Here is a 20,721-nt window from a genome sequence, read left to right as displayed (position 1 = left end):
GCGGCCAAGATCTCGGGATCATAAATTTGCTATGTGTCGCCTTGATGAAAGAAGTTGCTCTCCGCGTCCCATCTTCCAAGGCGGCCTTCATCGAAGGAGCCCAATCAGCCACCGCCGCACTCAATTCGTGCCCGGCGCCTTCACCGCATGAGGCGCCGCTCCAACGCCTCTAGAACGGCGTTGAAAGCAAGTCCGATCATCGTGATGCTGATGATGCCCTACATCTGAGGCATCAGGAACGTGTACTGACTGTTGATGATGAGACAGCCAAGATTTGCCTTCGCCCCAACCATCTCGGACGGCATCAGCACCACGTAGCGGACGCACTGCCAAGACGAGTGCATAAAGATGGTGGGAAGCAGGCAGGATCACCCTCCGGATCAGTTTCTGCAGGGTCGCGCCCAGCATCGTGATGCGCGAGAGGCTTGCCGGAAGGCAACTATTTGACAAGCGTCTGACGGCGCCAGCTCTCGACAGCCTTGTCGAGCGTCGCCGCAGCCGCTGGGTCGGCCCAACGATCCCAGAACTGGATCGTGCCGCTAAGCGGTTCGTTTATCGGTTTGGCAATGCGGATACGCGTGGGCAGTAGAATCGCATCGCCAACGACGAGTGCTTCGCCCGTGTCGAGGACCGGAAGCAGGTCGCCGAAGCCGCCGAGGCTGTCGGGCAGCAGCCGTCGCACGACAGCTTGGTCGTCACCGTTGGTTAGCCGCATCGCGATGAGATTGTTGCACTGGCTGGCGACCGTGCGGTTCACTTCGGCGGGGCGCTGGCTGATCACCACCAGCCCGACGCCATATTTCCGCCCCTCCTTGGCGATGCGCTCGAAGGTAGCGATCGCATTCTCCGCGGCGCCCGAAGTCGGATCCTGTGGAATATAAAGATGCGCCTCGTCACAGAACAGGGCCACCGGATGGCGAAGCCCCTGCGTGCTCCACTGCTGCACGTGGAAGGCCATGCGCGCGACCATGCCGACGATCAGCGGCAAAATGTCGGATGGAACTTCAGAGAAGTCGATGATCTTGACGCCACCGTGGCCGCCTTTGGCCGCCCTGCCACCGAGCAGCAGCTCAACTGCGCGATCGAGCCAATCATAGCTGTCCGCCACGCCGGACGCAGGGAATAGGAAGCCGAGGCGTCGATCGGTGCGTTTGCCCTCGAGGCGCTGGATTAGACGGCTGAGCTTGCCGTGGAAATCGCCCTGCTTCTCAGTGCCCGCCTTGGCTCCCGGTACCATCTCGGCGTTGAGCCGGTTGAGCTCGCCTAGCACGGTTTCCATCCTGAAAGGCACCGGACTGTCGATCGTGAAGTTGGCGAGCACCTCGACATGACCGCCGGCTTTCAGGAAGCCCGTCTTGGCGTCGACGACGGTACGCGACATGATCATGGCCTGGTTTGGGGCGTTCTGATCGGAGCGGTCAACAAACATCGAGACAAGCGCCTCGTAGCTCATGAGCCAATAGGGCAAATGCAGCACACCATCGTTCAGCCCCTTCCCCGCTTCGATATCGCTTGGGCCCGCGACGCGAAGATGGACGAAACCGTCGCCAGCCATCGACGCATATTCTCCGTGCATGTCGAACACGATGGCATTGGCGCTGTCGAGCTCGGCGATTTGCTCGAGCAGGCGCGCGGTCGTCCACGACTTGCCCGAGCCGGTGCTGCCCACGATGAGCGCATGACGCTGGAACAACCGATTGCCATTGACGAACGCCTGAGCGTTGGGATCGAGCGTATGGGCGCCAAGCGACAGGCGCTGCGCGCCGCCGGTCACCTCCGAAATCACCCCCATGAAGCGCGTAAGGCGCTCGCCTTCGAGAGCGAAGCAGCAGGCATCGATCTCCGGGACGGTCTCAAGCGTCCGGCGGAAGACATTGGCGCGCGGTCCGTCCCGATCGAGCAGCGTGCCGATCAACATAATCCGAACCAGATTGACTTCGGGATGCGCGGCCTCGCCTAGCTCGACATCGGCGATCTTCGCTTCACCGAGCGCGGTACGGATGATCTTTTGGATCACACCAATTAACTTATGGCCGGCAAGGCTGCTCTGGAGCGCAACCAGCCGGTTCACCTGCAGCGCCCGCAGCGCCTCGACATCATCGACGTGGACGATCACCGTGGTCGTGTCGACCGATTGGACGCGGCCCAGCGCTTCTCCGTCCGCAAAATTCAGAATGCTCACGCGGAAACTCCTGTCATCTCATTGAGGAAGCGGTCGAGCCGCCAGATCGGTTGATCTACGTCGAACCCGTTGGGCACGTCGTGCATGTAGGCGCGCGCGCCCATCGTCCCCTCCTCGATCGCGAGGTATCGCCGGCAGCGTCCGCCGCCCAGGAAGGTCCGGGCGGACGTGGTCAGCTCTTTGGTAATCACGACAAGCGGGACGGAATCGCGGTCGCAACGCTCGATCAGCTTGGTCTGAAGGTGTTCGTCGTTAAAGCCATAACCAACGCAGAAATAGGCGCGGGCGTTCTCCAGCGCGGCGTCGCTGCAGCCCAAGATCGTTCGGAACGGCTCGACATGTGTCAGCCGGTATTTATCGATGCCCGGCGTGATCATCAGCGGCGAGTATCCGGCCGGCACTTCGGGCATTCCGCGAACGCCGATGATCTGGCCAGCGGAATCCTGGAACCAGTCGAGAGAGCCATGCACTTTCCAGACGGCAACGGTACGGGTCACCTGCCGATTAACGAAAACGCGCGTGTTCGAATCGCGGGCGCGCGATTGCAGATAACCGTAGTTGAAGCCGATGAACGTGCTTACATCGACGGCATCCGCGGCATATTCGGCAAGCCGGTCATAGTTAGGCGTGACGACATGGACGGTCTTGTGTGTGCTGTCGAAGAGATGGCGGTACAGCCGCGAAAGGGGTAGCGCGCGCCGATCCGCCACAAGCGTCTGGAGGACGCGAAGATCGTGCGGCAGCAGGACAGCGCGGGTCTCGGTGGCGATGAACTGGGTCTGGCGTTCCGTCGGTCGCACGGCCTGGAGGGCGCTTTCGAGATCTTTGCCGGCTGCAAGCTGCGCGACGAACTTATCCCATTCGCTCCTCTCGTCTGCTGTCCAGCTCGTTGGAGGCTTGATAGCGGAAAGCTGCAACGCCAAGCCGCCCATGCCGGGCACACCGTGTGCAGCCGAGGCGCCGCTGCCCAGAATGATCACCGGTGTGGCGCTAAGCGCCGCCTGCGCGAATTCCTGCGCCATCTCCGGCGCGCTCTTGGCCGCCATACAGTCCCTTCCCGGCCAACGCGGACTGTATCCACTACAGCCGTCGTCATCCCCATGAGATTTAGTGAATGGAACAATTTCGGCGAGGATTGCGTCCTCGCTAAATCTGAAATTAGCCCTTAGCCGATCAGGTTACGTTTGGTGTCGCGGCGACGAAGGGCCTGCAGCACCGTGAACTTTCCGGGATTGATCTTCCCCAAAGGAAGTCCGAGAAGCATATCGACGCAAACTCCGCGTCGCGGACTGCGTTTGAACTTAGCGATTATGATGTCGAGACATGCATTCTGTAATCCATCTAAGCAACATTCTTCATTTGATGTGGGCGAGGCTCAAGCGTTGCCGTCGAAACACTCCTGCCAAACGCAGTAGACGCCACATCAAGCAGGTGCTGGTGATGGGTGAAGAAAAGCACCTGCGTTTTCTCCGCAAGCAGTTGCAACACCCTGAAACCGGCCGAGGCGCGCGCATCGTCATAATTGATGAAAAGATCATCGGCGATAAATGGCACCGGCGCAGCATGCATCAGATACTCTTCAACAGCAGCAATGCGCAGCGCGAAAAAGAGCTGATCGGCGGCGCCTTCGCTGAGACCTGATACGGGCACCGCTCCACCGTCCCCACGCACGCCCGCCAGATGTGGCAGATCTTTTTCGTCGTATTCGAGCGTAAGGCGTTGGAACGAGCCGCCGGTCAGAATAGAGAACAGCTCCCCTGCCCGTTTGAGCAATGGTGCCTGCTTTTCGCGCCTAAACCGCTCGATCGCCCACCTCAGGATGATGGTTGCGGAGCGAACGCGCGCATACTGCGCCGCCACCTCCTTCATCTCGGCCAAAGCCAGCTGACGATCACCAGCAGCTTTGGCCGCAGCGGCGTCGCCGCCGACGGCTTCGAACAAACGCAGTATCATTGCGGCTCTGAATTGCGATCAGCTGGCGTTCCCTGACATCTTTGAGTATTGCCTTTAGCGTTTGCTCCCGAGCCGTTGTTTGATCGGGATCGGCGCTGCGACATTCCTCGGCGAGTTGTTCGACAGCAAGCCCATCGCCATCAGCCTCAAGCGTGGTCCGCAAGCGCGATCGCTCATCGCGAAGCGCGCGTTGTAGATCGGACTGAAGAATAGCCGCTCGCAATCTGTCGATCGAATCGACGGCTGCGGCCCTTTTGAGGCCATCTATTGCGGCCGCGGCGTCCGTCCTGGACTTGTCGCATTCTTCCAATTTCTTCTTGAGGCCCCGCATCGCCTCAGCTTTTTCGTCGCGGGAGACGACAGTCTGCCTCGCCGCATTCAATTGCGCATGGAGTTGGAGGATTGCTTCATCTGCATTCTGCCCGGAAAACCGTGGCGCGATCGCATTTACGAGCTTTTCGACATCCTCCGTAAACGCCGTGATGTCCCGCTCGATCTTTCCAATGCGCTCGTGGTTCAAATCCGCGATCTTGGCAGACGTCTCCCGCATCTGATCGATTGCTTCGATTTGCTCTTGAACGGTCTCAAGCGGGGCTTCGGGTAACAGATTGAGACCCCTCAGGGCCTCCTTCCATTGCGCGTTCCAGACATCACGCTCTTTCGCAGCGTTTTCAACAGCCACGCGCCTGCGTTCGACTTCTGTTGCGACCTTCCGTTCCTCGAGCGCGAGTTCATTCCTCTTTTGTGTGTTGCCCTCCTCCGTGCGGAGGCGCGCTTCGGCAGCACCAAGAATTCCGTTCAGCGGCAGTATATCTGCCGAGGCTGCGATTGCCGTGTCCGCCATCAAGCTGGCGAGATGTTGCTTGGCCTTTGCAATTTGCTGCTGGAGCGAGGACCCTGCATGAAGCGCGGCGTCACGCTTTGCGATTTGATCGAGCACGCCAGCCCTCGCATCGAGCCAATCCAGCATTTCGTATCCGGAGAACGCGGGTCATCGGTAACCTGTTTCCACAGGATCGCCCAAGCCTCGGCCAACGCTTTCTGCTCTTCGGCGAACGAAAAAAGCTCCTGCTTGGCGGATTCAAGGACGTCTTGCTCGTCAGCGATTTGCCGCGCCAGCACCATGGCCGCAGCCGTCGACTGCGCATTCTGAAAGCGACGGTCCGCCGCGGTGTCGGCGTCTTCGATGGCCTTCACATAGGCATTGAGCAGCGGCTCGCCGCTTGTAAAAGCGAGCTCCTCCGATTCTGGCACCATGATCTTGTCGACATGTCTGCGCCTGATGATAGACCATCCGGCATCTCGCCGTTCGCGCAGTTTCTTCAACTCCTCAACGCCGACAATTCTTTCATCCGACACAAGACGAGCATAAGACTTCCGATTGTTTTCGACTGTACGCGTCAGCTCACGCGTCACAGCTTGCTGGCGCTGAATACGCGCCTGAAGCTCGCGGGCGGCATCGCGATGCGCCCTTACCGCGTCTTCCGCCGGGCTTTTCAAGGCCTGCAAACTCGTTTCACTCACGATAGGCGGATTCATATCAGCCATTTGCCGCTGACATGATCTATCGGCATCCTGATGCTCTTGATGGATACTCAGGAGACGCGCATCGAGATCGCCAAAAGCACGAATGGACTCAACGACCCCAGCCAGCACCGAAAGGTCTTTCTGCGCTCCGAGCGCTTCAATCCGTGCCTGGATATCGGCGAGTTTTTCGCTGGCATCCTCTAGCGCCGCTTCAGCGCTATCAACGGCGGCAAATCGGCTGCCACGCGATGTCAACAGTCCGCGGACTGCTGCAACCTTGGCCCGCGGCGGAATTCTCTCGACCAGGTCGGCGACGGACCCTGTCCACCCCAGTTCAATCGCCGCGCGCTTCAGGACTTCTTCCGCTGCGGCGAGTTCGACCCGCCGCTTCGGTAAGTCCGCCCGGCCCGAAGAGAGTTGTATGCTGCGCTTCGAAAGTCGTTCAATCTCGGTTTGGTGGAGCAGAACGCCATCGTCAACCACAAGTCCGGAAATTTCCGTGCCGATTGTTGCGATCTGTTCGCGGAATGCGCTTATACGCACTTCTGCAGCAGCGTTATCGCCCGAGGCCTCCTCAAATTGGCTAGCCGCGTCGGGAGGTAATTCGACCACCGCGCCGAGGTCCACTATCTCGGTTTCAATCTCTTGAAGCCGACGCACACCGCGATATACGCGCCGGACTCGAGAAATCTTCGCAAGTTCGGAAACGTGCTCTTCGATTTCCTTCTCGATCTGATTGCAAAGGCCGCGCGCCTCATCAAATGCGGATTTCAATTCCTGCCATTTGTTTACGCTCACCGTGTGTTGACGCAACGCCGCATCAGCCTCTTTAAGGCGGTCTTCCGCTTGGTAGTATTTTCGGTGTCCCGCCTTGCGGCTGGCCCAGAGCCCATCCGCCTCTGCCTGCATCGCACCCAGCCGATCGCGGAGACCTGACACGCCGGCCCCGGCGGCGAACAATGCCGCGCCGATATCATCCTTGGCCTGGGTGATATCCCGCCCGCCAGCCCGCAGGCGCTCATGGTCAAGACAGAACATCCGGCAGAAAAACGCGCGGTCCATCCCGCCGAGCAAAGGAGCAAGCATGCCATCGCCAGCCGCAAGCGGCAGATCGTCCGGACCGAGAAGCGTGTCCTTGTTGCCCTTGCGACGCCGGACCGAAAGCAGCGCGCCGTCGCGTTCTAGGGCGGCGCCGATGCGCAGCGCCGCATTCTCATGCAGGAAATTACGGGATGATTGCCCGGGAATACCGAAGAGTAGATCTTCAATCGCCGACATCGTCGTCGACTTTCCAGCCTCATTCTCGCCGTACACGACATGAAAGTCAGGTTCGCCTGACGGAAAATGAAGCGTCGTGCCGGTGAAATGTCCGTAACGGATCAGGTCAAGAGAACGAATACGCACGGATCAACGCCTTTCCGCAGTCAGACGTGCGCTCAGATATTCGCCAGCCTGCTCAATCACAACCGAGTATTGTTTCGCGATCACCGCTTCGAGAAGAAAATCGTCAATATCAAGTACCGCGTCGTGAGGAAGCCTGCGGACAAGGTCGCCCAGATCGTTCGCGATTTCTGCCTGGAGATCGGAATCCCCCGCAGCCTGAGCTAGTAGGACTTTGAGATCGTTGATCGCGCTGCCCTCTGACTGGTTAGAAACTGCCGTCGCAGGCACGGTCGCATTGATCACACGTTCGATCCATGCAACCTCTTCGCCAAGAGCCAGTGCTGCGGCCCTCGCTTCAGCCAACAATTGTGGCGCAGACGCCATCAATTCGGCGTGAAGAGCCGTCGGGCCAGTTAGTTTGATGCGACAAGCCAGCAGTCGGCCTTCTGCGTTCTTGGCCGCCTCGTCGATCGAGCGTTTGATTTGATCTACAACATCCCCGAACCGCGCGCTACCACTGACCGGTACATCGACATGCATCCACCGCACGACATCCGTTTGGAGCAGCTCAGCGCCTTCGATCGCTCCGTCTTGGACCGTAACGAGCTGCGCCGATTTCGGGCCGGCTTCGCGGATATGGCGCCCCTGTAGATTGCCGCAGAACACCACGTGCGGATTTCGATGCAGTACGCCGCCCTGATGCACGTGCGCGAGCGCCCAATAGTCGTACCCCTTGTTGACCAACTCTTCGAGCGTGCAAGGGGCGTAGTTCTCGTGAGAACCGCCCATTCCGCCGAGTGCAGTATGCAGCACGCCGATGTTGAAATAGCCTTTGATCGGCGCGGGATAGGCTGCCGCCAGATTTTCCGTCGTCGCCTGCAGGCGGAAGCTTTGACCGTGAAGGGCGACGCGGCAATCATCGAGCTTGAAAGTTTGAGGCTTTCGATAGCTAAACACCTCAACATTGTCGGGAAGCGTCAGCCGCTTCGTGATTTGGCTTTCGGCGTCATGATTGCCGTGCAACACGAAGGCGGGGATTTTCGCCCCCCGCAAACGACCCATCTGCCGAACGAAAAACAGGCCGGTGTGAAAATCGCGCCAATCGCCGTCGTAGAGGTCTCCGGCGATGACCACGAAAGCCGCCTGTCTATCGATTGCCTGAGTAATGAGGTCCTCAAAGGCAGTTCGGGTCGCCGTTCGAATACGCTCGGCCGCTGGCCCCTCCTGTCCGCTCAGGCCTCTCAGGGGGCTGTCCAGATGTATGTCGCCGGTATGGATAAATTGGAAAGTGCTCACAACAGGACTCGCTTAATTCCAATCAGAACAAACTAGTAAAATCCTCTTATCGCAATCTTGGGCGGAGTGTTGTCACCAAGTATCGGCAAACGCTGAAAGGGATTGTCGATGAGGGGTCGAGGGGGCCGCCGAATTTGAGGGCGACGCGAAGATTCGGCGGCACGTTTAACATGAGTATCGCGTCATCCATGTTGCGGACCGTGTGACTTTGGGTAAGGTTCGTACAAGGTCGAATCTGAGCCAGCTCCTCAGTCCTGCGAGCCGCTTTCCTCGCGACCTTGCGTCGAAATTCTGGCAAATGCGGCGATCGGCTGGGAACACACACCGTGCCGCGCTGACGCTTTGGAGAGGACCAACTTTGGTCACTCTCACGGACCCCGATCGAAGCGAGCCGAAATGCCGAGATGCCCGATCACTTCCAGTTGTCGCTCCTGGGAGAGACTTAAAACCTTCGCGACGATCCCACGCCTTCATCTTCTGCAACTCCGGAGTCAGAAACCCTGGTGTGCAGCACCCGAAGCAGCCTAGCTGCTCGGCATCGATAGAAAAAAGCTGCTGCGGCGTGAGCTCAATCGGCTTGAGCCTTCATCCGGACCCGGGCCCTTCGACCGGACACCGTCCACAATTGAAAACTTACCTCGTCGTGAAGAGGAAAATTCGCCAATTTCTGCCGGGCACCGCAGATATCAAGCGAATTTTCTCATTTCGCGCTGGAGTTCATCGAAGAAATCAACCGCATCGATGTACCCATGCGGTACTGCAGATACGCCAAGTCTATGTCGCGAAGGTTCTCATCGCCGACCTTACGCAAGACGCCATCGTCGTCATGGACAACCTCTCCAGCCATAAGGGACCAAGGGTGCGCCAGATGATCGAGGCTGCGGGTGCACGCCTGCTGTACCTGCCTCCCTACAGCCCCGGCTTCAATCCCATCGAGAACGCCTTCGCCAAGCTCAAGCCACTCTTGCGTAGAGGCCGCAAAACGAACCGTTCACGGCCTCTGGAGCGCGATTGGTCGCATCACAGGAACCGAATGCCGCAACTACTTCATCGCCGCAGGATACGCTGCAACATGATCGGCGGATGCTCTAGAGTTGGAATCGTACCGAGCGGCGCATCGTTCATCGTTCCGGTTGCGAGGCATCGGACTCCTAGGATAGGCGATGTGCCAGTCAATCAGTCCGCTTCACCCCCGGATGGATGCCCTGATGCCAAGCAGCAATTGCGCAACAAGCAATAGTGTCGGTCAGCTGCGAAGCTGATGAATTGCATCTTTGTCGCTGCCGCGCGCCCCTGCGGCCATCTTTCGGGGAGATCGAGCGCCCATGCGCGTAGATCCGCCGGCCGAGCGTTTTCAACAAACGACCCATTCAGCGCGCCGGCATCCGAAAACAACATGACGTTGACGCTCCTCGCAAGGATGGCCATTTCACAGCTCAAGCCCGCGGTCCCCAAGCACCTGGCGCATCAGAGGACCCTTGATCTCGCGGGCGATCTCCTCGCTAATCTGGGCTCCGAATTGCAACTCGGCATCGCTATCTCCGGTTAGCTGATGGTCGGCGAGCCGTTGCTCAAGGCGGCTCGGAAACTCCTCGTCCATCGCCTCCCTGAGCCGGCCCTCCATCTGTGCATGAGCTTGTGGCGCAATCCGACTCACCACCATCTCCCAGGGTTGCCAGCGAGTTGCCAGATAGTGGGCGAACCCCGTCGCCTCCTCGTTGCGCACCTGGATCTCGGCTGCGGTGAGGTCGTCTTCAGTGACGTGGGCGACATCAAAGAATCGCATATCCGGAGCGATGAGCTGCAGGTCCAGCCGCTCACGTAGCTTGACCTGATAGGCGAGATAGACCTCGACCTCGTCGACGAACCCGAGCGAGTCGACCTTCTGACGGGCGATCGGCTCGAGCGCGTTCAGGCGGAACAGGACCCGCGCCTGCTGGATGAGTTCGCCGAGCCGATCGTCATAGGCTCCGTCCTCGACATCAGCGTTCAGACGTGCGGTCTGCATGCCGTTCCAGGTCAAGGTGACGCGATCCTGGCAGGTCTCGCTCGCCCCGTAGGCCAGCTCAAAAAACTGCCGCCGCAATTCCGGCCTGATCGCCGCCTGCCGTAGATCCTCGGCCACCGCCTCTCGGAATTCGGGATTGTCATAATTCACAGTCTTCTGCAGCTTGTCGAGGAAGAGCGCGTATTCCGGGGCACCCTCCTCGTGGGCGAAGTTCTGCCAGACGGCGATCGCCTCCGGCTCGCCCTTCAACCAGTCCGCGACCGCATTGGCCAGCGGCCGTTCCTGGTCCACCATCGTTCCTCCACCCATTGAAAAGAAGACCCGCGGGCCGGCATAGCTCGGCGCATTCAGGGCTGCCGCCAAATTCGTCCGCACCTGCTCGGGCAGCGCATGATCCTCCACATAAACCATGCACCCAGAACCTAGCCGGGTCAGCAGGGTCTCTGGCAGGCTGGTGAGCCGATTGTTGCGTGCCTCGAGCATCTGGAGCTCGGTCGGGAGGTTCTCGGGCAAGCTCGACAGGCTGTTGCCGCTGACGTGGAGTCTCTGGAGCTCAGTCGGGAGGGTCTCGGGCAGGCTGTTCAGCCGGTTATCGCGGGCGAAGAGCAACAGGAGCTCGGCCGGGAGAGTGTCGGGCAGGCTGGTCAGCCGGTTGCCGTCGGCTTCGAGCTCTTTGAGTTCGGGCGGGAGAGTGTCGGGTAGACTGGTCAACCGGTTGCTACCGAGGGCAAGCGACTGAAGTCCGGTCGGTAAGATGTCGGGTAGGCGGGTCAACAGGTTGCCGCGGACATCGAGGTCCTGGAGCCCGGCCGGCAGGTTGTCTGGCAGGCTGGTCAACCGATTGCTGCAGACGGCGAGTGTCGAAAGGCTCTCCGGAAGCGTTTCAGGCAGCCCGGTCAGCTGGTTGCTGCCGATGACCAGAGACTGGAGTCCGGTCGGGAGAGTGTCGGGCAGGTCGGTTAACCGGTTGTTGCTGGCGCCAAGCGTCCGGAGGCCGGACGGAAGGGTGTCAGGCAGGCGCACCAGCTCGTTGTCGCTGACGTTGAGCGACTGGAGCCCGGGCGGAAGGGCGGCAGGCAGTGTCGTCAGGCCCAGATCATGCAGCTCCAGCCCTGCATAGACGTCGCCGGCCTCTGCCCAGGCTCTTATTCGTCTTACGGCCTCTTGGCGGTCTTCGTCTTGCGTCTGCCCCTCCTCGCCGGCCCAGGTGTCCAAGATGTGGTCGAGCCGCGATTGCCTGAGGACGGGGTCTTCAAGGTCCGTCGTACTGCCATCGCCCGGCCGGGGCTGTCGGCCGAGGATTGATACTCCGAGATCTTGCTGCCAAGGAATTGCCGCGGTCGTTGGCCACTCAGGCACCACATCACCGGGCTCCGCCCACCAATGCTCCTCCTGATCGAAACTTTGCGTCGGCCAATCGGCAGCTGCATCCACGCCGTGGCAACTATCCGTCAGACTGAAACTGCCGGCTGGCAACTGGCCACTCCGATCCGCGCCCGGAAAAAGCAGATCTTGATTGACGCCTTGTCCAGAGAAGGCGGGCGAATCCGAGGGCAACCCCGAGATGCCTTGTCCGACGCGATCCCCGTGCGGCATTCTCAAAAAATCCGCATCTCTGTTCGACACAACGTCGCGGTCGCTGAGGTTATTTGAATTCTGGGGCGGGCGCTCGTGCGGATGCAACTCGTTCAGGTGCTGCTGAAACCCCGCTTGGTACTCCTGCTGCTGTCCCAGCTCGTCGTCGTACGCCCGCTCGACATCTGGGGCCTCGACGGGGTGGAGGTGGTTGAACGCATCCATCCGATTCTCCTGACAAATCTGAGAAGCTAACGTCGAACCTGGATAAACACGTTCTCGCTACGAGGCTTAGCTTTCGAGAAGCTGACGAGGAATCTGAATGATTGTAACTGCCCTGTTAGGTCTCCGTGGGAGGCTTAGCGCTTGAACGCCCGCATCGCAGTTCGACATGCCGAGCCCGGATCATCTCGGGGTTTCGAGAAGCCGACTTCTGAGCCTCTCAAGAACGTCCGCGCTTGTGGGCGCCGGAAAATTCATGCTGGGACACATCGCAATGTCGGTACCCCTGTTGTCCACTGAACGTAAGGTCATATGTCCGCCGCTGTATGTTCCATATCTTCCGACACCGCCGTGCTAGCGACCTTCTCCGGTCCGGCGCGACTTTGTCAGAGAGCGGCCAATTGCTCCGAAGCGAAAGCCATGACCTAAGCGGCATCTTTGACGAAGATAGAAATCCAGAGACTCGCACATTGACCCTGCCGGGGCTGGTACGCATCGAATGACCACTCCGCGATTCGCAACGCGAGCGGGCCAAGCGTTTGGAGACAAGGATTTGGAGGCAAGAGTTGGAGACAACGATCCACATGAGGCGCGGGGGCTTGCCGAGTTCGTCTCCTTGATGGCGAAGAAGGCTACGACATCAGCACAAAGCTCGCCGTAACCTGGGCGCTCTGCCACTCGATCGGCGCGCATCATGGCCTTGCGATTAACCGCCGTTTGTGGTTTCACACGCCACGTCGCGGATATCGTGCCGGGAGCAGACATCCTGCTATCCGGCGGGCCGTCGAGCTACATAAGCGATGCGGAAGATCGGGCGCTACTGGCTGAAATCCTTGTCGTCGTCTTCGAGCAGCGCCTTGAGTGCGATGATCGTAACCTTGTGCGGAAGATCGTCGGGCACATCACCCGGAAGCCTTGAGCGCAGATGTGCAGCCACGTTTTCCGGCGGTGAGGCAGGCGGGCTCGGCTTTCTCGCGTCATGCGTCTATTCCTCGCCTAGGGCGATGGGCTGCTGCGCCTTTCCGGCGATGGCTCCGCTTGCTTCAGGCGCTCTAGGTAGCCGCGTGCGCGCGAAATAACCGCCTCGACCACCGTGTCCATGACGGGATCGCCGCCGGCAGGCATGGCTTCGACCTCGGCCTTGGCCGCCATTGCATGGTGCGTCACGGCGTGAGCAATCTCGGAGACACGCCGGATCGTCTGCGCTGGAGAGGGCTGCAGTCGATGGCGAAGCGCTCCCAGTGGTTGCGTCCGAGCTGGTCAGCCTGTTTCTGCCCGCCGATGTTCTGCGCCATGTTGCGGGTGATCTTCGGATATGGCGCCGCACAGACGAGGTCCTAGCCTGGCGCCGGCGGCACCGCGCGCCGATAGCATCAGCGAATAATTTTCTAGCGTGGGAATCCGTGTTCCACACCATGGGATTGAAGATGGCAAGATCGAGGAAGCGGGCGGTCTCCTGTGCTGTGATGTGGCGCTGGACCACGCCGACCATGTCGGCCAATGATGGTCCTTTTAGGCCTCTATCGTTGTTCTGGTACTTGGCAGCTGGCGGTCGGCCCAGGGCTTGGCAGGAGTCCTCCTGATGCAGCCGCCGCCACCTCTTGCCGTCATGACGTCGGTGATAGCGCTCAACCAGCAGGTAGCTACGTTCGCCTGCCGTCCCGGTCGTCACCTTCGGCGTCGGGCTTCCGATCATGCGCGCGAGCGTTAGGCAGAATGCCTCGTTCTGGACGGGGCCAGGCAAGCGCTCGCCATCGGGCTTGATGATGTGGGTCGATGGCGCGCCGTCGATCGGTATGTGCAGGGTGTCGCCATCCAGAGCGACGGCGAGCCTCGTCTGCGTACCGGCAAGCGACATCGACACGCCATCTTCGCCGACGAGGAAGGGCTTGTGGGGTAGCTCATTGAGGATGCGCTCGAGCGAGGCCTTGTCGGGGATCTCTCGCCATTTGCCGGCAATCAGCCCCGTGTCAGGTTGTCCGACGGAGAGCGCGCCGGTGGTGTCGCGGCCCATCTCGGCAAGAACACCGATGACATCGGCCGGCGACTTGCCGAGCATATGACCTACGGTCCCGAGAGTTGCGTTCTCCGGCAGCAGATTTGCCGCCCATACCAGAATTGCCGAGGCATCATGCGACGCCCGCGAGAGCGGCATGGTGAGCGACACAGGGAAGGCGCCGGTCAGCCCGCGCCAGGATTCGGCATAGGTGAAGCCTGACGCTTCGTCGGCCTGTGCGGCTCGCGAACCGGCAGCGGATGGGCGATATAGGGGACGATCTCGCTGCGGCGAAACCGCGTCAAAACATGAGCGCCCCAGCTGAAACCACATCGCGGAGCCTTCCTCCTTGTCCGCTCGCGGGTTCGACTCTGCACTGACGACGAGCAGCATCGACAGCGCAGCTGCGGCCAACAACTCCTTCCAATGATCGTCCACTTGGTCCTCGAGGCCGGCATGGCAATCAGACGGCTTGAAGTCGAAGCAGCAGAAAGACTATGTTGGACAAATTCATTTTTTTGTTCAACAAACGGTTAAAGTTCTATGGCAAAAAGATCGGCTAGCAAGCCCACGCCCCTCCGGGCGAAACGGAGAACTGCATCCAAGGATGGCTCGGTACTGATACAGACCTTTAAGCGTGAGCTGGCGACCAGCGGGCTTGTCGCGAGCAAGGCACGATTTGAAGCGGTCATGCTGGCGGCGGAATGAGCTGGCCTTTTGAGTGAAAAAGGCAGCCGCATCGGTGGCCGGGTGAGTCCCGCCTTGGTCCGGCAGGCCAAGCACCAGACGGGCATCGAGACGGATACGGAGTTGATCGAGTTTGCGTTGGCGACGGTCGCACTCGAGGACAACTTCGCAGAAGCGTTCAAGAAGTCTCGGGGCAAGGTCGACCCAGCGCTAAAGCTCGGTTTCTAACGTGGCGGAATTCGACTTTGACGCGGCACGACGTTGGGCGAGGTTCGATCCGGAAAACACGCTGGCACGGCGCAGCGACGATGAACTTCCGTTCGTCAGCGCCGGCCTGACCGCCGGACGGGGGCTACTGCTCGATACCTGCGTCTATATTGATCAAATGCAAAATCGTTCCCTCCGATCCTGGACGACCTGATCACGCAGCGACAAGTCAATCATTCGACTGTCGCGATCCAGGAGTTGATGCACACGGTCGGCGCGCTCAATCCTTCCGACGCGCGAACCGCTTCTGTCGTCGATGTGATCGGGAAGCAGATCAAAGCGATGCCGCCGCATCGGATCTTTGCGCCGGACATAGACGTGTTGGGACGAGCCGCGCTGCTATCAGGGATCCTCTGCCGTCTACAGGGATATGAAAAGGACGGCAAGTTGCGCGCGCTTCAGAATTGCGTGCTGTTCCTGCAGGGGCAAAAGCTCGGCCTGGTCGTCCTGACTGCGAATGTCGGCGACTATGGTATGCTACTCCAGCTGATACCAGCCGGACGCGTGCTGTTCTATCGTTCGAAATGATCTCCATTAATGTTTGAGAAAGATTTTGACGACCTTCGCTTTCCGACACCTCCAAGCTTTGGTTGACCGAGGGTTCAGCATGAACTTTCCGAATCAGCGGTGTCCCTGGCTGGACCGGCCCGTCGTTGACGATTTCGCATGCACGGCTGCGCCAGCCGCGATCGATGCGCACAGAACCCTCCGGCATTTGGGGTAGCAGCACCGCGGTCGCGACGGGTTCGAACAGCCTGTTGTGTTCAGCCGGATAGGCATGGACCTCCATTTCGGGACCTCATCAACAAGCTGGACAACGAACTGGTGAGATCCTCACCCAGAGACTCTCCGTCTGCGCTGAGTTGCCCGCGACAAGAAGGAACACGGAATCGCCTTGATGCCACCCGACCGCGTTGCAGAGGGAAAGGTACGTTGCGCCGAGATTGGGCCGGAACATCGCTTGCGCGAGGAATTCAGCGAAGATCTCTGTGCGCTAATCATAGGCGAAGCCTTCGAGCTCGAAGCGATGATCATAGACGAGAAGGCTGGTCTCCTGAGGGTCCGCATCTACACGCTCGGTCCAGCGAGAAGCTGTCACCATCATGCGACCTTGAAGCATCTTGAGTTCTACAGCTTGCCGCGCCGCGATCGCGTTCTTCTTCACCTACTCGGCCATTCCCCCTCTTCCCCTTCGTGCGCGCCCGCTACTGCGCGCAGGTGCAAGACGGAAGCCCCGCCGGGATCGGCCCGTGTTCCGCCAACCACTTCATGAGCTCGAGGCGTGCGCGACGCGCACTTCCCGGCTGTTCACGAGCGTACGGCTCGACGTGGCCAGCTGGCCGAAATATGGTGCCACAGCGGCACTGCGACCTGGCTGGTAGAGCCGTAACTCTGGCTGCAGCGATTGGTCAACGGCTTCAGAAGATCGAGGCTCTCAAGCCGTTTGCGAGCCCCCCATGCCAAGAAGAGATGGTCGAAAGACCGAACGCCCGGCGCGCCGTGACGAGGCATCGCCGGACAGGTGCGAGAGCAAGCTTTGCAGAGAGCACTTTCCGGAGGCAAGTCAGATCAGCCAACCCGGAGATCCTCAGCTGACGTCTTACCCGAACGCCAGGCCTTGAGCTGATAACTTACCCGCGGCCCCCTCTTCGACGGTGGTGTAGGCGGCTCTTTCGACGGCACTGATGTGCACGATGACGTCGGGACCTCCGTCCGCGGGCCCGATGAACCCATGACCTTTGGTAGGGTTGAACCACTTCACAATACCCATTGCCACCGCGGGCATCTCCATAGTGATCTGGCGAAGAGTCTCCCCGCCATCAAGACGGTCGGCAAGAGATGCCCAGCGTCGCTGTGCTGGTCACGTGCTCGTTTTTTTCGCGTCTAGCTGCGGCCGCATCGTGCAAGCGACAAAAATCCTGACGTCGACGACACTTCGCCTCAAGGCTTCAGCCCAGATGACGTTTTGATATTCGCTTCACTCGTCGCGCGCCACCGGCTTACAGAAGAGTTGCGGAGCCTCGAACATGCCGCGCTTATGCAGAGCCGGCGGAAGGTTTTCATCGACGTTGAACAAGAGCGCGGTCGTGACTCCATTGCGCAGCCTGGAGCAGGATTATCAATGCGCGCATGCCTGCATGAAGATATCTGACATGTTTTCTCAAGCACGAAGACACTCGCAGGGATGCGCCTCCGGCGTCTGTGCGGCTATCTAACCCGGCGAACGGTCAGCTTCCAGAAAGCTGGACCTGCCAGTATGGCATCGTCGAGATATCTCGGTCGATCCACGAATGCATCAAGCGCGAACATCGTCAAACGGAGTTACGAGATGGTTCGAATCCATGCCGCGCTCGACACCGCAACGTCAGGCGCTACTGAGCAAGATGAAAGTGGAGGACAGACTGCCTTCGACATGCACCTGGACGGCGTGCCGCTGGAGCAAGGGCAACACGAAGGAGCAGGACCTTCCGCTGCTGTTGTCTCAAGCGACCCGGAGGGCCGCCTCAACACCGTAAACCACCAGCCCGACATGAAGCTGGTCGTCATCTCGAACCGAGTTGCTCCCTTCGATCCTAATAAGCCCCAGACCGGCGGGCTTGCGGCGGGCCTCGAACCGGTCGTTGAGCGTTCCGGTGCACTCTGGGTAGGTTCCTCGGATACGCGCGGAGATGGGACCGACCGGCCCTTGCCGCTGGTGAAGACCGGTGCAGGCGACGTGGCGAGGCTAGAGCTGCCAGAGGCAGACTATCCCGGCTATTATCGAGGTTTTTCGAATTCGACCCTGTGGCCGGGATTGCACTCCCTGCTCGAGCGGATGTCGGGCTCCGAAGGCGATTATGAGAGCTATCGAAACGTCAACGCGTTTATAGCGCGAGCGGCCTTCGACGTACGGGATCGGGACGCATTCTGGGTCCATGATTATCATTTACTTCCGCTCGCGGCTGAACTGCATAGGCTCGGCATCGATCGGCCGACCGGCTTTTTTCTGCACACGCCATGGCCGGCACCCGACATGATCAAGCGCGTACCCCACCATCGCGAACTTATGAAGTTTATGCTGGAGTACGATCTGCTCGGCTTTCAGACAAACCGGGATCTCAACAATTTTCTGGCCTGCCTGCAGGTCTATTTCGGGCTGGAGAGCAAGGATGGCATCGTGACAACGGACCGTGGCCAGACGCGGCTCCAGAAATTCCCGATCGGCATCGATCCCAGGCAGTTCGCAGAGCATCTTGGGGCAGAGCTTTCGCCCGCAGAAGAAGAAAAACTCTCTTCATTACTGCAGAAATTCGAGGGCTCCAAGTTTGCGATAGGCGTCGACCGGCTCGACTACACGAAGGGTATCGATAAAAGGGTCGAAGCGTTCAACCACGTTTTAGCTGCGAACCCTGGCAGCATCTCGTTGTTGCAGATCGCGCCGTCCTCGCGTGCGGACGTTGGCGAATATCAGAAATACAAGGAAGACGTGGAGAATGCGATCAGCCAAGTCAATGCTGAGCACGGCACGGACGAGCGGAGCGCGATCCACTACACGAATGACTCGTTCAGCCAGGCCGCACTCGCCCGTCTTTACCGCGCCGCAAATGTAGGTCTCGTCACGCCGCTACGCGATGGCATGAATCTCGTGGCGAAAGAGTACGTCGCGGCCCAAGATCCAGATGATCCCGGTGTTCTTGTACTATCGAAGTTTGCCGGGGCGGCTGAAGATTTCAGCGAAGACGAGGCACTGCTGGTTGACCCAAACGATCCCGAAGAGATTGCAGACGCCATTTCGAAAGCGACCAACATGCCGCTGGAGGAGCGTGTCAGGCGCTGGCGGTCGATGATGGATAAGATTGAATCCTATACCATCCACGACTGGTCGGCGGACTACCTCCGCGAGCTGGATAAACGCCGCACCACCGTTCCGGCCGATCAGTTCCACCATCTCGGTCTCGGCTGGACCAACGAGGCACAAATTCCGCTCTATCGTGATTATGCAGCGGCGCTGACCGCCTACAATGAGATCGAGCCCGCGGCTGTCGCCTTGAAGGAGGCTGCCTACGCAGGCGTGAAGTCGGCTTTTGAGGCTTTAGCGGTCCCGCTGACGCACACTCAGGACAGACTCTGGGATTTGCCGGCGCCGACAGCTTCACGCGGTGGTGCTCGCGAGCAAGGTCTCGACGCCGATCAGGATTGACGCGCATGACACGGCGGGTGGCGGGCCCTTAGCAAGAAAAGAGCAATCCGCGACTTTCGCGTTGAGGCGGTTCATGCGGGCGGATCACGTCCGCTGATGAACAGGACCTTTCAGTAGCGGGGTCACGACAACGCGGCGTCGCCCACGGCCAGAATCACCAAACATCGCTATGTTGCAACGTTTGACCGACGCTGATACTATTGGCGCTGGCGGCAGTTGGCGTGCCGCTGTCCGCACTGGAAAAGAGCTTACCTCAATAGGCCGCGAAAGTACCGTTAAAGAAAGGTTGCAGTGAGGGCGCTAGTCGCGAGCCGGCCCGGGTGATCCGCAGCAGCAAGTTGCTCGAAAGAATCCTCACCATTGATCTTGCTTGTATCGTACGGCTGTTGCGGATTTTGCTCGATGAGGGATGGCGGGTCGCGCCATAAATGATCGGTGCACCGGCTTAGCGAGTATCCGAGGCGTCCAGCCCTCCCTATTGATCGCTTCGGTGATAGCGTCGGTGAACAGGTTCTTCGCGAGCACGGTCGTGACGAAAGGGCAACCGCGCGTCCAGGCGCTCATCGAAAAGGCGGACAGCGCCGGCCTGACGGGCGCCCCCACCGCACAGCAAGCGAGCTTTTAAAATGCGCCAATAGCATCTGCCTCGACGCCCCCGAGGCCGCCCTTGCAGAGCTCCAAACGTCTACCATGGAAGGTACAGCGCTACGAACAGCAGCAAGGCCAGTAGTCCGAAGATCCAGACAATTGGCCCAATCAATGTCGACATTTCCGAAGCCCTTTCGATCTCCTCGGCCGCTCGCTGGCAATCTTCTGCAACGTTCATTAGCCCACTCCGCTCGAGATCATTCGTTTTCTTCGTTTGTGCACGCTCATCCGAGCAGCCCAGTCTCAGGGCGTTACGGCAAGAATTGGGCGTAGCCAGCTCAAACTGACTGCTGCCAAATCCGACAGTTGAGACGCCTACGTCAGGGTTGTAGCGAGGCAGGCTTGTCCCACAAAGCTAATTAAATTGAGTTCCCACACACCCAGTTACGGTAAAGACTTCAAGCTCCTGCACCGGATCCGTTGTGGGCCGACGACTTCGCGCTTGCTGGATCGAACAAGGAACGCGGCCATACTCGCTGAATCCAGCGGCAATGGTAGCGCCTCCGAAAACGCGCATGCGGCTCAACATCATCAAGAATGATCGCATAGAGAAGTAGGTCGGAGCGACCGCCTGCATATTTCGTAAAGGCCTCGGCCGCGATATCCACGCTCAGGCTTAGGGGCCTGCGCAGCAAACCAGTCGCCCACGTATTGTCGCATCCCGGAAGCACGCCAGATCTTCTGCATCCTGCCGCGATGGTGACCGGCATGAGGCCCACACCTCGCCACGCCTCGGCTTGCGCGCGATACAGCCTGGGATGAGCTGATCGGTGGAGGTGGAACGATGGCAAATGCCA

Annotated in this window: 15 protein-coding genes and 2 pseudogenes; 5 read left to right on the top strand and 12 right to left on the bottom strand. The window is 59.6% G+C overall.

From position 1 onward, the window contains the following. Positions 1-439: 439 nt before the first annotated feature. The 6 genes from GGD63_RS28055 to GGD63_RS28030 form a co-directional block, all read right to left on the bottom strand. Positions 440-2,182 (bottom strand): ATP-binding protein, encoded by a 1,743-nt coding sequence (locus GGD63_RS28055; protein WP_183246666.1) that lies wholly within the window; start codon positions 2,180-2,182, stop codon positions 440-442. Beyond that, the gene (locus tag GGD63_RS28050; protein ID WP_183246665.1) at positions 2,179-3,228 is read right to left on the bottom strand and encodes an SIR2 family protein; all 1,050 of its coding nucleotides are present in this window, start codon (positions 3,226-3,228) and stop codon (positions 2,179-2,181) included. Before GGD63_RS28050 ends, GGD63_RS28055 begins: the two co-directional genes overlap by 4 nt. Positions 3,229-3,523: 295 nt before the next feature. Then, on the bottom strand, positions 3,524-4,123 hold the full coding sequence (locus tag GGD63_RS28045; RefSeq protein WP_183246663.1) for an ATP-binding protein: 600 nt from the start codon (positions 4,121-4,123) through the stop codon (positions 3,524-3,526). After that, positions 4,074-5,075 (bottom strand): hypothetical protein, encoded by a 1,002-nt coding sequence (locus GGD63_RS28040; RefSeq protein WP_183246661.1) that lies wholly within the window; start codon positions 5,073-5,075, stop codon positions 4,074-4,076. Before GGD63_RS28040 ends, GGD63_RS28045 begins: the two co-directional genes overlap by 50 nt. Beyond that, positions 4,979-7,066, bottom strand: coding sequence for an AAA family ATPase (locus tag GGD63_RS28035; protein ID WP_183246660.1), 2,088 nt, complete (start codon positions 7,064-7,066; stop codon positions 4,979-4,981). Before GGD63_RS28035 ends, GGD63_RS28040 begins: the two co-directional genes overlap by 97 nt. A gap of 3 nt (positions 7,067-7,069) precedes the next feature. Continuing rightward, entirely contained in the window at positions 7,070-8,341 is a 1,272-nt protein-coding gene (locus tag GGD63_RS28030; RefSeq protein WP_183246658.1) for a DNA repair exonuclease, read from the bottom strand. Between the two features lie 769 nt (positions 8,342-9,110). On the opposite strand from GGD63_RS28030, the pseudogene GGD63_RS28025 reads away from it, so the two are divergent. After that, positions 9,111-9,417: pseudogene (locus GGD63_RS28025) on the top strand (transposase); the annotation flags it as partial. Between the two features lie 353 nt (positions 9,418-9,770). Here the strand turns inward: GGD63_RS28025 and GGD63_RS28020 are convergent. Both GGD63_RS28020 and GGD63_RS28015 read right to left on the bottom strand, forming a co-directional pair. Further along, complete coding sequence (locus tag GGD63_RS28020) at positions 9,771-12,149, bottom strand: NEL-type E3 ubiquitin ligase domain-containing protein (RefSeq protein ID WP_246785668.1); 2,379 nt, start codon at positions 12,147-12,149, stop codon at positions 9,771-9,773. A 982-nt stretch (positions 12,150-13,131) separates the two neighbouring features. Continuing rightward, positions 13,132-14,580: a HipA domain-containing protein gene (locus GGD63_RS28015; protein WP_210316001.1), complete on the bottom strand. Its 1,449-nt coding sequence runs from the start codon at positions 14,578-14,580 to the stop codon at positions 13,132-13,134. Positions 14,581-14,859: 279 nt separating this feature from the next. On the opposite strand from GGD63_RS28015, the gene GGD63_RS28010 reads away from it, so the two are divergent. Genes GGD63_RS28010 through GGD63_RS40260 form a run of 3 tightly spaced genes read left to right on the top strand, consistent with a single transcriptional unit; the run spans position 14,860 to position 15,624 of the window. Beyond that, a complete protein-coding gene (locus tag GGD63_RS28010; RefSeq protein ID WP_246785667.1) occupies positions 14,860-15,057 on the top strand; it encodes a hypothetical protein in 198 nt (65 codons plus the stop codon). A 1-nt stretch (position 15,058) separates the two neighbouring features. Beyond that, positions 15,059-15,250: a hypothetical protein gene (locus GGD63_RS40265; RefSeq protein WP_246785666.1), complete on the top strand. Its 192-nt coding sequence runs from the start codon at positions 15,059-15,061 to the stop codon at positions 15,248-15,250. A 47-nt stretch (positions 15,251-15,297) separates the two neighbouring features. Then, entirely contained in the window at positions 15,298-15,624 is a 327-nt protein-coding gene (locus GGD63_RS40260; protein ID WP_246785665.1) for a DNA-binding protein, read from the top strand. Between the two features lie 466 nt (positions 15,625-16,090). On the opposite strand, the gene GGD63_RS28000 is transcribed toward GGD63_RS40260, so the two are convergent. Together GGD63_RS28000 and GGD63_RS40635 are read right to left on the bottom strand one after the other, a co-directional pair. Next, positions 16,091-16,261 carry a hypothetical protein gene (locus GGD63_RS28000; RefSeq protein ID WP_183246655.1) on the bottom strand — a complete coding sequence of 57 codons (171 nt, stop codon included), beginning with the start codon at positions 16,259-16,261 and terminating at the stop codon, positions 16,091-16,093. A gap of 404 nt (positions 16,262-16,665) precedes the next feature. Further along, positions 16,666-16,873 (bottom strand): annotated as a pseudogene (locus tag GGD63_RS40635) (cold-shock protein). 552 nt (positions 16,874-17,425) lie between these two features. Here GGD63_RS40635 and GGD63_RS27990 point away from each other — a divergent pair. Further along, positions 17,426-19,276, top strand: a complete 1,851-nt coding sequence (locus tag GGD63_RS27990; RefSeq protein WP_183246653.1) for a trehalose-6-phosphate synthase — start codon at positions 17,426-17,428, stop codon at positions 19,274-19,276. A 685-nt stretch (positions 19,277-19,961) separates the two neighbouring features. Here the strand turns inward: GGD63_RS27990 and GGD63_RS27985 are convergent. Both GGD63_RS27985 and GGD63_RS27980 read right to left on the bottom strand, forming a co-directional pair. Beyond that, on the bottom strand, positions 19,962-20,102 hold the full coding sequence (locus tag GGD63_RS27985) for a hypothetical protein (RefSeq protein ID WP_183246651.1): 141 nt from the start codon (positions 20,100-20,102) through the stop codon (positions 19,962-19,964). A 220-nt stretch (positions 20,103-20,322) separates the two neighbouring features. After that, positions 20,323-20,721 (bottom strand): PLP-dependent transferase (locus GGD63_RS27980; RefSeq protein WP_183246649.1); only part of this gene is annotated, 399 nt, incomplete at its 5' end.

It is taken from the genome of Bradyrhizobium sp. cir1 (assembly GCF_014198245.1).
Taxonomy (GTDB): Bacteria; Pseudomonadota; Alphaproteobacteria; order Rhizobiales; family Xanthobacteraceae; genus Bradyrhizobium.
Note: the sequence above shows the minus strand (reverse complement) of the source record. Positions and strands in the feature narration are given on the sequence as shown.

Bases quoted from the DNA above. Each gene is read 5' to 3' on its own strand.
- GGD63_RS28050 (WP_183246665.1), bottom strand. From the start codon at position 3,228: ATGGCGGCCAAGAGCGCGCCGGAGATGGCGCAGGAATTCGCGCAGGCG.
- GGD63_RS28020 (WP_246785668.1), bottom strand. From the start codon at position 12,149: ATGGATGCGTTCAACCACCTCCACCCCGTCGAGGCCCCAGATGTCGAG.
- GGD63_RS40260 (WP_246785665.1), top strand. From the start codon at position 15,298: ATGCACACGGTCGGCGCGCTCAATCCTTCCGACGCGCGAACCGCTTCT.
- GGD63_RS27990 (WP_183246653.1), top strand. From the start codon at position 17,426: ATGGTTCGAATCCATGCCGCGCTCGACACCGCAACGTCAGGCGCTACT.
- GGD63_RS27985 (WP_183246651.1), bottom strand. From the start codon at position 20,102: ATGAACGTTGCAGAAGATTGCCAGCGAGCGGCCGAGGAGATCGAAAGG.